Consider the following 11,758-nt stretch of genomic DNA (forward strand, 5'->3'; position numbering starts at 1 on the left):
CTCGTACTAGCTCTAATTATTTATACAGGAGAACTTGAAAGCCACTACATACGATTTTCGTGAAATTCACCGCGCGAGCGTCCGGGAAAAATAAATTGCGCATGTGGCAGGATCGACTGGGTGCAGAACTCGAGGAGACGTCGCCGGCACGTTTCCATCGATTCCATCAGTACGGGCCGGCGCGGAATCGACGACATGCTGAAGGAGCAGCGTAGTGTCATGCATTCGGACTCCATCACGACAGAATGCTCTGATTTGACGCCGCACGACCACCCGAACTCGGGTTCTCGAGCGAATGGCATTGCCGCCGTCTCGGCCGCGGCATTCGCGCGCGAAGACGAAAGGATCGCGGATTTCCTCGGAAGAGGAGGGAAGCGCCGCGTTCTCCTGATCGGGGGCGGGGGATACATCGGAGTTCCAGTCTCGACCGAACTACTTCGCAACGGATGTCTCGTTCGGAGCATCGACAACTTCATCTACGGACACCAAGCCAGCGTCTCAGGCCTCCTGTTGAACCCCGGCTATGAAATGATGGTCGCGGATCTTTGCGATCCAAAGGCTCTACGTGACGCTCTCGAAGGGGTGACGGACGTCGTGGTTCTTGCCGGTCTGGTGGGCGATCCGATCACCCGAAGATATCCTGATATTTCACGAGCCATCAATAACGATGGTATTCAAAAATGCTTTGATGTCTTTGAAGAATTCAATCTAAACAAGGTGATCTTCATCTCGACATGCTCGAACTACGGGGTCGTTGCCGGCGATGCCCTGGCCAGCGAGGAGACCGAGCTGCGGCCCCTTTCACTCTACGCCGAGGCGAAAGTCGCGGCAGAAGCGGCGCTGATGGAACGGAGAGGACGCACCAGATATCATCCGACCGTGCTGCGCTTCGCGACCGCTTTCGGGGCCGCGCCGCGGATGCGGTTCGACCTGAGCGTGAACGAATTCACACGAGATCTCTTTCTAGATCGATCCGAACTTGATGTGTACGATCCCGACACATGGCGCCCGTACTGCCATGTCCGCGACTTCACACGCCTGATTTATCTGGTTCTGCGGGCTCCGGCCGAGCGCGTTTCTTATCGGATCTTCAACGCGGGTGGAGACTGCAACAACAAGACCAAGCGGCAGATCGTCGATCACATCCTCGATCGGCTTCCTGGTCGCAAGGTTTGCTACCGCGACCATGGCGGCGATCCGCGCAATTACAAGGTCGATTTCAGTCGCGTCAGACAGGAACTGGGCTTCGAGCCGCAGCACTCAGTGTCGGATGGGATCGACGAAATCATTGGGCTGATCAAGGCCGGCTTCTTCGAGGATGTGGACCTGCGTCGCAACTATTATGGAAATTATCGCCTCGCCGGCGCCGATGCTTGAGAGAGTGAGCGCTCATGTGGGGACCGCGGCTCTCGGCGGGTCGCTCGATGTTAGCCGCTCAGGAGGGCCGGAGGTGCTGCATCGGGCGGGGCTCGGTCGGCCGCGCCAGCGACGCGGTCTCGGCCATCGTGCGGCTCTCCATCCCGTGAGCGTCCCGCAATCTCGCGAAATGCGCGAGAATTTTGTCCAGAATTGCCAAATTCTCCGCGATGTTCGTTCCGAAATTCTCAGGATGCCACCACAGGTGGAAGATCTCGCCGTGCTGCGCGGCATGCGTCATCGCGTGCTTGATTCGCCGGAGGCGTAGCGGTTCCAAGAGGCGCAGGCGCCGCGACCAAGGCCGCAGAAACATACTCGCCGGCACATCAACCGGTAGATGGCCGTTGTCCGGCGTGATCGGGTATGTCTGGTATCCGGACAAGTTCAGATAAGCATCGGCCAGCCGGACCGCGCGGATCCACATCCGTTGATGTTCATCCGGACGAGCGGCGTACATCCAGCCGCGTTGATTGCCGCGATATGCCCTCAGTCCGAAGTCATGGCACACTAACAGGTAGGTCGGATTGTACTGGTTTCTCGGGAAGACCAGCGACGTCAATGAGATGTCAAAGGAAGAGGCCGCGCGAGCTGCAGCCTCGAGATCATCCCGGAAATCATCGGCTGTCTGGCCGGCCTCCAGAGCGTAGTAGTGGGAGAATGTGTGAGTTCCGATCTCCTGCCCCGGACAATCCCGGATCTGACGCACGAGCGATCCGGCGAAGTGGCAAGGATCGTCCTGCTCCGTCGAGCCCACCGCGTCGAGCACAGGGTAGGGCGAGAGATGGGCGTTGGCGTAGCGCGGCTTCGTGGACGGCACGCCGGCCAGCATCTCGTCTCTCGAGGTGAAGAACAGCAGGCCGACGGTCGCCCAAGTCGCACGGACGCGGTGTACGGCAAACCGGGCGAGCATCTCGCCGACCGCGCGGCGGCCCCCTAGAAGGTTCGCTCGTTCGTGCGCCAGGATGCGTTTGTCGCGAACGCCCCAAAACAGCTCGAAATCCAACGATATGACGAACGTGCCAGTCATCGAATCATCCTTCGGCCTCCCGAACAGCTTGCGTTCGCGACGGCCGCCCAGCGGATTTACGTTGCCGGTGCCGTGCCCGGTCGACAGCGACGGGGCGCATATCAATCGCCCCTGAGGTTGCCGCGTCCTCTGCCGCGCAGCATTTGCCGCGCCAGTCCGAACATGCGTGTCGAGGCGGTCCCGGTCGTTGCGTGCCGTAAACCCCGATATCTACCCATTGTTCATCGACGATCGAGAAAGCCCCTCTAATCCCGGATCATATGAAAACGATATCGAGATTTAACAATTGATGTCTCATCGATCAAGTTTTGCCCGGGCTGCTTGAATGGCACAGGGGTCAATCCAGGAGCGGCGTTGCGCGGACTACGGGCAAGCGGCGCGTTAGCAGGTCTGCCGGCTGCAATCCGAACAAAGTTCGGGCGTTTGAGCTGTTGGGACCAGGCGGCGTAGTCCCTAACGCGCCCCGCCACGTCCTCGCGGCTGCCGCCTCTATCACCTCGCGCGACGCGCGGGACTGCACTACCGCCTTGGAGAGGGCGACCGCGGCACGGCAAACCCGCACCGATCCGGGCGTCGCTCCGTGACGGTGCCCGCACGGCCGGTCGTCCGGCGGAATCGACCTCGGGCTGCTCCGGCCGAAAGGCGATGGCATTCACTCCGGACGAAAGCTGCTGATGCGGTGTCGCCTGGGCCTCCCCGGCGGCGACTCAGGGTCGGAGCCTCCTACACCCTGTCCACTCGCGGAGCGGCGAGACCCGAACCAATCCCGGCGCGCGCCGCATCCTGCGCCGCAGCCGGGACCTCGCTGATCAGGTCGCGATAGAGCCGAATATACGCTTCGGTCGTACCGGCAAGGCTGAATTCGCGGCGCACCAGTTCCGCACCCCGTCGTCCCATGGTGCGGGCCAGATCGACATCATCGAGCAGCGTCAGAATCTGCGCCGCCAGAAAGCCGGGATCGCGCGGAGGGATCAGCAGACCATTGAAGTGAGGCTGCACGACGGCCGCGCAGCCCGGCATCGCCGTCGTGATGATGGGAAGGCCCGCGAGGGCAGCCTCCAGCAGGACGCGGGGCAGCCCCTCGCGGAACTCCGTTGGCAGGACGAAAAGATCCGCGGCTCCCAGGAGCGCGGGGATGTCGTCGCGCTGGCCGAGCCAGGTCACGTAAGGCGCGTGTCCAGCGATCTCGTCCCGCGGTATGGCAAAGCGCCCTGTCTCCTCCAGCGGTCCGATAAGCAGGAAATGCACATCCTCCCGAACTTTGTGGACGAGGTCGGCAGCCGCCAGCAGCGTGGCTATACCCTTCATGCGGGTCATCCGCGTGACGGTGATGACGAGGCGGGCGGTGGGCAGGCCGAGAGCGGCGCGGATCGCTTCAGGCGCCGGCGACTGCCGACGCGCCTCCTCGAAGCACGCCACATCGACCCCGGATCCGCCGATGATCCGCGCGGCCTGCTGCCGAACCATGCGATGCCGCACGAAATAATCTTGGTCCGCCGAATTCTGGAACACGATCAGGTCCGTCTGCGGCTTCACAATGCGTTGGAGCGAGCGGTAGACGGGTCTGAGCAGCCGAGCTGACAACGAGTTTGCGGAAAAGATCCAGCCCATCCCGTTGATCGTTCGCACGAGCCGGATGCCGTCCACCCATCTCTTCGCGAGAGCAGCGAGCAGGTTCGGCTTCGTGTCGAAGGTCTGGACGAGGTCTGGCCGGACGTCGCGCATGATCTGCACGAGCGCCTGTATCGCCCGGAGGTCGTCCAACGGGCTCAAGGTTCGCCGGAAGAGATAGCGACAGTAGGGGATGCCCGCCGCATCGAAAGGAGCGGGATCGCAGCTCCCTGCCGCAATGGGATCGAAGCCAGCGTTTCGCAGGCCGAGCAGGAACGGAATACGCAGTTGGTGGTCGTCACCACCGATGCAAAGCAGGCGGGGCTTCGGACGCAAGCTCATGTTCCACCGTACGGGCCCGCGCGGAGCCGATCTCTCGTCGCTTACGGACGGCAGCAGCCGAAGCTTTCCAAAGAAAGCCGCTGTTTCCATCCCCTTCCTGCAGAACAGCCGCCAACGGCGACAGTCTACCGGTTGATCTAAAAGTAACTGCAGAATCGTCTGAGTAAACAAGAAAACTGGTCGTAGAACGGCCTATTCATCCTTTTGGCTTATTGCGCACAAACGTTCATGCGATAGACTCCGGCAGGCGGATCTGCGGCTTGTAAACCTATTGAGGGCCATCCATGAAAGCAGTGATCCAGTGCGGTGGACGAGGGAGCCGCCTGATGCCCTACACGATGGTGCTCCCGAAACCACTCATGCCGGTTGGCCCGCGTCCGGTCCTGGAGCTGCTGATCGGCTGGCTGTGCCGCAACGGGATCTCCGAGGTCATCATCACGACCGGATACCTTGGGTGCCTCATCAAGACTCTGTTCGGCGACGGCTCGAAGTGGGGCATTGACATCACTTATACCGACGAAACCGAGCCCCTCGGCACGATCGGCCCTCTGTCTCTCCTGCGCGATGTCCTCGACGAACCCTTCATCGTGATGAACGGCGACGTTCTCACGGACCTCAACCTGGGGCGGATGATCGATTTTCACGCCCGGATGGACGCCAGCGTCACGATCGCGACGGTCGCGCGGCAAACGAAGCTCGATTTCGGCGTTCTGGAGGGTCCACCGAACGGCCGGATCCAAGGGTTTCGCGAGAAGCCCTGCCTGACCCATCAGGTCAGCATGGGCGTCTACTGCCTCAATCCCGACGTGATCCGGCACATCCCGCGTGGACTGCCGTTCGGCTTCGACGACCTCATACTCCGGCTCCTGTCGCTCAACGCCAAGGTGGTCGCTTTCCGTCACGACGGTTTGTGGCTTGATATCGGCCGTGTCGAGGACTTCAAGAAGGCCCAGGAGCTTCCCTGGAACGACCTCCCGCCGGCTTACGAGGCAATACAGGAATTCGCCGAAGCCGCTTTGGTATGAGGCGGGCGCGGGCCTAGCCGGCTGCCGCGCGCGCCTTATGCAGACGAACAATAGACACTCGCAGGGGGGATGATGCTGCGCGTATCCGAACCGATTCTCGGTGATGAGGAACGATCTGCCCTCCTCGACGTGATCGACAGCGGCTGGATCACAATGGGGCCACGCGTCGAAGCCTTCGAGGCCGAGTTTGCACGGACGCACGCCGCATCCCAAGCCGTTGCGGTCAACTCCTGCACGAGCGGTCTTCATCTCAGCTTGGTGGCCTTCGGAATTGGGCCTGGTGACGAGGTGCTCGTCCCCTCTCTGACCTTCGTGGCGAGCGCCAACAGCATACTCTACACAGGAGCCACACCGGTTTTCGTCGACATTGCGTCGCTGGAGACCCCGCTCATGTGCATCGAGGACGCGGCGGCGAAGGTGACGCCCCGAACCCGAGCCGTTCTGCTCGTCCACTTCGCTGGCTACGTTCTTGGACGCGACCTCTGGACCGCCTTTGCCCGCGAACACAATCTGATCCTCATCGAGGATGCGGCCCACGCGGCAGGCGCACGATCGGCGGGCACTTTCGGATCGGCTGCCATCTTCAGCTTCTACGGGAACAAGAACATGACAACCGCCGAAGGCGGCATGATCCTGGTCGCGGACGACGCGCTAGCGGAACAGATGCGGCGGCTGCGTGCGCATGGCCTCACGTCGACGGGCTACGAACGCATGGCCGTCCGCTCCTCGTCGTACGACGTCCCGATGCTGGGTTTCAATTACCGAATGGATGAGTTGCGTGCGGCCCTGGGCATGGTGCAGTTGCGCTCACTCTTCGAATGGAACGAGAAGCGCCGGCAACTGACAGGAACCTATCACCAGATCCTCCGGGCGCAACAGGACACCGTCGTCATGCCCTTCGCGCTGGAATATGGGGGTGGCACAGCAGATTCATCCTATCACATCCTACCGGTGGTCCTCCCGCCGGACGCTCCGAGGTCGGCCGTCATGCGGCGCATGCTCGAGGATGAGATCCAGACGACGATCCATTATCCTCCCTGCCATCACCTCAGCTACTACGAGCGAACGCAGCCCGGTGTGCTCCTCCCAAAGACGGAGGAGTTCGGGCGACGGGAGCTAACACTCCCCCTTTATCCCGGCATGGAGACCGACGACGTCGCGCGCGTCTGTCTCAGCCTACAAGCGGCCGTCCGGCATGCCCAGCACGAAGCTTGAGGTGCCGACCATGCGACAGGCGCGAGCGAGTTTCGGTGCCGAGGCACTCCTGGCTCGGCTCGTGAGCCGGCGCCTCGCCGACATCAGCATGGGCGCCTGCGGCCTGATCCTGTTCTTGCCGCTCCTATGCCTGATCGCGTGCGCGATCGTTGCGGAATCGCATGGGCCGATCCTGTTCTCGCAATTGCGGCTCGGACAGGGCGGAAGGCCCTTCCGCATCTACAAGTTCCGCAAGTTCGACGAGGCGCGATCGGTGAACGGCCTCGCCATCACGCTGCGGGGAGATTCGCGGATGACGCGCGTCGGTCGATTCCTACAGGCGACGAAGCTCGATGAACTTCCACAGCTCTGGAATGTCCTCAGAGGAGACATGACGATCGTCGGTCCCCGACCTGAGTCGCTCGCCTACGCCGATTGCTTCACCGGCCGTTGGGCGGACCTCTTGAAATATACGCCCGGCATCTTCGGCCCGAACCAAGTGATATTTCGTCACGAAGACGGCATATTCTCCGCGACATTGGATCCGGATCGGTTCTACCGCTCGATCATGTTCCCCTTGAAGGCGGCCGTGGATTTGGACTATTTCGATACCCGCACCTGCTTGACCGATGCGAAGTGTTTCATAAGCGCCTTGCTCGCCATATTCGGGGTCGCGCCGACGCGATACATCCGTCTGCTGCAGCCGCCGGCGCGCAAGGTTAGTCGCTGATTGAGTTCACCGGATCGACGCGGAGAAGCCGACCCTGGTCGGATGCTGGCACGACTTCGCTGAACAGGCGGCAGGGAAGGCGCCGGCCATCGAGAGGGAGTACTGGGCCACGAGCCCGGCGAGGTAGTCGACCTGGGTGGCGATGTCGCGGGTCTTGCCCTCGCCCGCGTAGTGGTAGGCGCCGTCCTTGAAGAACTCGGTCGCGGCGCAGTCGAGCGCCAGCACCATCTCGGTGCCGGGCTCGAAGCCCGCCGCCTGGATCGAATCCATCACGAAGTCGAGCCCGGTCTCGGTCGAGGGGAGGTTGAGGGCGAAGCCGCCCTCGTCCTGGAAGTCGATCGGGTTGTCGGCATGCGCGCCGCCGTTGATGATGTTCATCATCGGCACCGGCAGGACCCGCCCCTGCACGCCGCCGATGTAGCGGTAGAGGGGCAGGCCCGCGGTCTCGGCCGCGGCCTTGGCGACGGCGAGCGAGACGCCCAGGATCGCGTTGGCGCCCAGGCGCGCCTTGTTGGGCGTGCCGTCGAGCTCGATCATCGCCTCGTCAATGGCGACCTGGTACTACTGCGTCATGAATTCCTGCTGACAGGTCGCTCAGGTCGGTTTCATCGCGAAAGCCCATGCGGCAATGCTGCCGCCGGGTGGTCGGGGTCCACATGGCAGGTCCAGGTCAGGCTTCAGCACCCTCTTGGAATCACCGCCACCCCGACCACTCAACCCCACCCCAGCCCTGATCGGATGGGTTCTCAGGCAATGCCCGGCCGAGACACAGGAGCACGAAATGAGGACCGTCAGGCCTTAACGACGTTGACTGCGGTGACGCCTTTCCGCTCGCAGGCGTTGCGAGTATCGATGACGAGCGGAACGTTCTGGCAGAGCTCTATGTAGTCGACGTTATCGTGATCCGTCGCCACAAGCGCAACGTCGAACGACGACAAGATCGAGCGCGTCCACTTGACGCTTTTGCGGTCTCCTAATTCCGGATACTCGCGTGTTCGAGGAATGACCGGAATATAAGGATCGAAGTAGTGCGTCTGTGCTCCGCGTCCCTCGAGGATTCGCATCAATTTCAGAGATGCGCTTTCCCGGATGTCATCGACGTTCTTCTTGTAGGACATGCCGACCAGTAGAATCCGCGCATCTCGCAGGCCGCGTCCCGTTCTTCGATCGAAGGCTTCTGCCAGCTTCTCGACGACGTAATGCGGCATCGCGGTGTTGATCTCGCCCGCAAGTTCGATGAATCGCGTCGAGATCTCATGTTCCCGCGCCTTCCAGGTCAGATAGAACGGATCGATCGGGATGCAGTGTCCTCCAAGGCCGGGCCCGGGATAGAACGGCATGTAGCCAAACGGCTTGGTACTCGCGGCGCTGATCACCTCCCACACATCGATGCCAAGCGCATCGTAGACGACCTTGAGCTCATTCATGAGTGCTATATTGACTGCACGGAAGATGTTCTCTGTCAGTTTGACGGCTTCCGCCGTTCGACTTGAGGAGACTGGAATGGTTACATCAACCACTTGATCGTAAAAGGCTTTAAGCAATCTCCGAGAAGCCGGATCGTCCGCACCCACAACCTTGGGGATCCTCTGCGTACCGAAATTGCAGTTCCCAGGATCCTCGCGCTCGGGGGAGAAGCCAAGGAAGAAGTCCGTGCCGCAACTCAGGCCAGAGCGCTCCAAGATCGCTCGCACGACCTCCGCGGTCGTCCCGGGCCAAGTTGTCGATTCGAGGATGATCAACTGATCCTGCCTGACATGTGCGGCGAGCGACTCGCATGTCCGCTCAACGAACGTCAAGTCTGGCTCACGGTTGGCCGTCAGGGGCGTTGGGACACAGATGACAATGACGTCCATCGAGGCGGATTGGGCGAAATCGGTCGTCGCCGCGAGGCGTCCTGCCGAAACTGCTGCGGCGACCGTCTCGCTTGTAATGTGGACCAGATAACTGACGCCAGAATTCAGCTTTCGGACCTTCTCGTCGTCAACGTCGAATCCAAGCACCTCGAAGCCTGCGGTCCACGCAGCGAGCGCCAGCGGCATGCCGACATAGCCCATTCCGACGACGCCGACGCGGGCCTGCCGCGTGGAGAGCAAAGTGTGGAGATGATCGATTCGGCCAATCTCGGCGCTGCCGCTATTCGGCTGGTTCAGTACATCAAGCATCTGAGCGCTCTCCACCGAGCAACGGCTCGTCTCAACTCACGGCCTAACTCGACCAAAGCACTGTCAGCGATCGCAGTAAATGAGTAAACTACAGCAAAAAGGGGTAAACCTTTTGCGCCGATTGGGTATCTGCAACGAAGATCATCCGCATCAATGAGCGATAACGCACACAATGCACGGTCTCGATCCGTTCAAGCTCCGCATACACGAGATCGAAGATCATATGTGAAAAGCTTGAGGCCTCTGGCGTTGTTGGGTCTCGAGGCAGTCGGGAGCGGTTGCGCGGGCGAAAATGCCCTTGTGTCTCGACGTGCCTTCTCGTCGCAGGTCGCAATCGCGAGCCATTTCTCCCATCCAGGCCAGGGTCGCTCGACTTGGCCGCGTTTGCTGTGAATCCAGTCTGGGCAAGCAAGGGGCCTCGTTGCGCTTTGGCGGGACCGCGGAGTTGGAGCCCAGCTCCCAGGTATGCTCGCGAAAAACGTGACTGGCATAGCCTCGACGAACGTCCTTGGTGCGCCTCGCACTTCACTTTTGCGAAGGTCGCCTGCGGCCAGCGCCTAGAATTTACGACATTCGGTCGCGGTGATCGGTATTAGCCCGTCGATCGAATTGCACCTCGGTCGAGGCTGTCGCCATCACTTTAGGCGTTGAGGCATATTCCATGTATAGGAATGAAGCGCTCCCGGGCCAACGGCAGACATTAGTCCGTCTGCGACAGAAAATCCGCCGTTCTTCGCAAAAAATTATCGGTCGATACCCCATCGCCATGGTTTTCACGCTTTTCGTGTATAATCTATGGTGGAGTTTTCGTCACATTACGGGTCGTTCGACGACAGAGATTAATGCTCTTGTAAGCGAATTCGATACCGGGGAAGCTTGTGATTATATCGAACGAAATTTTGCAGCTTACAAACTTGCCGCTGGAACAGCACGCTTTAGCGGCCGCATGCTGGAGATTGGCCCTGGTGGCTCAGCCGGTGTTGCTTTGTTGGCACTGGCAGCAGGATGTGAGGCTGTCGATTTGGTAGATCGGTTCGTTGTTGTTGCAGATGATCAGCGAATGTCGGCAGTCTACGAGGAGCTAGCGCGCCGTCATGCTGTTGATCGATTTCGAACCGGAACCAAATGGGATAAGCATAGTATCTCAGGAATCAGTTGGTTTGAGGGCTGCTCAGCAGAAAGTTATCTTTCTCGGCAAGCGCGCGAGGCTCCGGGTCGATATTCTTTGATTGCATCGACTGCAGTCCTACAAGATCTCTACGACCCCCTAGCTGCACTGCGTGACATGGTGACTTGTCTCGATACGGGCGGCAAGATGATTCATGCTGTCGACGTTCGGGACCAAGGATTTTTCTCTCACCACAACCACGAACTGACGTGGTTGACTATTCCGTCATTTCTTTGGCCAGCGCTGACGCGAGCGTCAGGAGCGCCCAATAGGGTGCTTCTGCATCGTTACGACGCATTGCTGAAGGAACTGAAGCAGAAAGGCGTGATCGAATATTCAATTTTCGTGACTAGCATCGTTGGAAGCCCACATCTGAAAATTCGGCAATTGTTTGCAGAGATCGAAGATTCAGTATGGGAACCCGCATTGAGAGAAATCGAGAAAATTAGACCTCAGTTTACGCGTGAATTCCTCGAAGTTCCGCCCAAATTACTAGCCGTAAACTCGTTTGTAATCGTGGTCAGAAAAGCCGTCTGATCAGATAAATTTATGAGATTAAACTTCAAATCCCGCTTATAATTGGAAAAAAGAACGTCCAATACGAGAGAAATGCTCCCAGACACTGACACGGGCTCACGGATGAGGGTCTGAGGCGCGCCTGCCCAAGAGCCGAGCTCGCCGGAATGGCCCACCACTTGGCTCTGTTCTGATCCCGCCAGAGGATGGCGAGAGCGTGCGACGCAGATCCTGCGGCGGGGCCTTCCTGAACCTTTGCCTCGGAGATCGTGCCGACTTTGGCCCTGAGGGCGGCGTCGCATAAGGCGTAGGCTCAGGGCGCTGGCGGTATGGAGCGGCGTTCTGCTCAATCACTTCACCGTCGCGGCGAGGACGTCGGGGTCGGGACCGGTCACGTCCCGGAAGGCCGCCGCGAAGGTTGCGTCCGACACTCCGCGGGCCCGCGCCTCGGGGCGCAGGCCGGCGACGAAGGCGAGGCCGCGCCACAGGGCCCGCACGGCGTCAGACCCGGTTGCGCCGGCCGAGGGCGTCCTCCCAGGCGAGCGCCTGGCGCACGATGCCGTC

General features: G+C 60.5%; 8 protein-coding genes and 2 pseudogenes. 5 read left to right on the forward strand and 5 right to left on the reverse strand.

Annotated features, from left to right (window positions below; all coding sequences use genetic code 11):
* Positions 1 to 195: 195 nt before the first annotated feature.
* Positions 196 to 1,377, forward strand: coding sequence for an NAD-dependent epimerase/dehydratase family protein (locus F6X51_RS21615; RefSeq protein WP_150965750.1), 1,182 nt, complete (start codon positions 196 to 198; stop codon positions 1,375 to 1,377).
* Positions 1,378 to 1,435: 58 nt separating this feature from the next.
* Here F6X51_RS21615 and F6X51_RS21620 read toward each other — a convergent pair whose 3' ends face one another.
* Together F6X51_RS21620 and F6X51_RS21625 are read right to left on the reverse strand one after the other, a co-directional pair.
* The gene (locus F6X51_RS21620; RefSeq protein ID WP_150965751.1) at positions 1,436 to 2,443 is read right to left on the reverse strand and encodes a polysaccharide deacetylase family protein; all 1,008 of its coding nucleotides are present in this window, start codon (positions 2,441 to 2,443) and stop codon (positions 1,436 to 1,438) included.
* 723 nt (positions 2,444 to 3,166) lie between these two features.
* Positions 3,167 to 4,396, reverse strand: coding sequence for a glycosyltransferase family 4 protein (locus F6X51_RS21625; RefSeq protein ID WP_191970208.1), 1,230 nt, complete (start codon positions 4,394 to 4,396; stop codon positions 3,167 to 3,169).
* A 284-nt stretch (positions 4,397 to 4,680) separates the two neighbouring features.
* Here F6X51_RS21625 and F6X51_RS21630 point away from each other — a divergent pair, with 284 nt between their 5' ends.
* The 3 genes from F6X51_RS21630 (at position 4,681) to F6X51_RS21640 (ending at position 7,345) form a co-directional block, all read left to right on the forward strand.
* Positions 4,681 to 5,421 carry a sugar phosphate nucleotidyltransferase gene (locus F6X51_RS21630; RefSeq protein WP_150965753.1) on the forward strand — a complete coding sequence of 247 codons (741 nt, stop codon included), beginning with the start codon at positions 4,681 to 4,683 and terminating at the stop codon, positions 5,419 to 5,421.
* A 69-nt stretch (positions 5,422 to 5,490) separates the two neighbouring features.
* Positions 5,491 to 6,636, forward strand: coding sequence for a DegT/DnrJ/EryC1/StrS family aminotransferase (locus F6X51_RS21635; RefSeq protein WP_150965754.1), 1,146 nt, complete (start codon positions 5,491 to 5,493; stop codon positions 6,634 to 6,636).
* Positions 6,617 to 7,345 carry a sugar transferase gene (locus F6X51_RS21640; RefSeq protein ID WP_246696939.1) on the forward strand — a complete coding sequence of 243 codons (729 nt, stop codon included), beginning with the start codon at positions 6,617 to 6,619 and terminating at the stop codon, positions 7,343 to 7,345. Before F6X51_RS21635 ends, F6X51_RS21640 begins: the two co-directional genes overlap by 20 nt.
* A gap of 93 nt (positions 7,346 to 7,438) precedes the next feature.
* Here F6X51_RS21640 and eno read toward each other — a convergent pair.
* Both eno and F6X51_RS21650 read right to left on the reverse strand, forming a co-directional pair.
* Positions 7,439 to 7,903: pseudogene (eno, locus tag F6X51_RS21645) on the reverse strand (phosphopyruvate hydratase); the annotation flags it as partial.
* Between the two features lie 233 nt (positions 7,904 to 8,136).
* Entirely contained in the window at positions 8,137 to 9,510 is a 1,374-nt protein-coding gene (locus F6X51_RS21650; protein WP_150965755.1) for a nucleotide sugar dehydrogenase, read from the reverse strand.
* Between the two features lie 766 nt (positions 9,511 to 10,276).
* On the opposite strand from F6X51_RS21650, the gene F6X51_RS21655 reads away from it, so the two are divergent.
* Positions 10,277 to 11,215: a methyltransferase domain-containing protein gene (locus F6X51_RS21655; protein ID WP_191970209.1), complete on the forward strand. Its 939-nt coding sequence runs from the start codon at positions 10,277 to 10,279 to the stop codon at positions 11,213 to 11,215.
* 329 nt (positions 11,216 to 11,544) lie between these two features.
* Here F6X51_RS21655 and F6X51_RS28115 read toward each other — a convergent pair.
* Positions 11,545 to 11,758, reverse strand: a pseudogene (locus F6X51_RS28115) (hypothetical protein); the annotation flags it as partial.

This window comes from Methylobacterium planeticum (assembly GCF_008806345.1).
Taxonomy (GTDB): domain Bacteria; phylum Pseudomonadota; class Alphaproteobacteria; order Rhizobiales; family Beijerinckiaceae; genus Methylobacterium; species Methylobacterium planeticum.

What these genes read in the sequence shown, in the direction of transcription:
- F6X51_RS21655 (WP_191970209.1), top strand. Translation starts at nt 10,277, where the DNA reads ATGGTTTTCACGCTTTTCGTGTATAATCTATGGTGGAGTTTTCGTCAC.
- F6X51_RS21640 (WP_246696939.1), top strand. Translation starts at nt 6,617, where the DNA reads ATGCCCAGCACGAAGCTTGAGGTGCCGACCATGCGACAGGCGCGAGCG.
- F6X51_RS21630 (WP_150965753.1), top strand. Translation starts at nt 4,681, where the DNA reads ATGAAAGCAGTGATCCAGTGCGGTGGACGAGGGAGCCGCCTGATGCCC.
- F6X51_RS21650 (WP_150965755.1), bottom strand. Translation starts at nt 9,510, where the DNA reads ATGCTTGATGTACTGAACCAGCCGAATAGCGGCAGCGCCGAGATTGGC.
- F6X51_RS21620 (WP_150965751.1), bottom strand. Translation starts at nt 2,443, where the DNA reads ATGACTGGCACGTTCGTCATATCGTTGGATTTCGAGCTGTTTTGGGGC.
- F6X51_RS21625 (WP_191970208.1), bottom strand. Translation starts at nt 4,396, where the DNA reads ATGAGCTTGCGTCCGAAGCCCCGCCTGCTTTGCATCGGTGGTGACGAC.
- F6X51_RS21635 (WP_150965754.1), top strand. Translation starts at nt 5,491, where the DNA reads ATGATGCTGCGCGTATCCGAACCGATTCTCGGTGATGAGGAACGATCT.
- F6X51_RS21615 (WP_150965750.1), top strand. Translation starts at nt 196, where the DNA reads ATGCTGAAGGAGCAGCGTAGTGTCATGCATTCGGACTCCATCACGACA.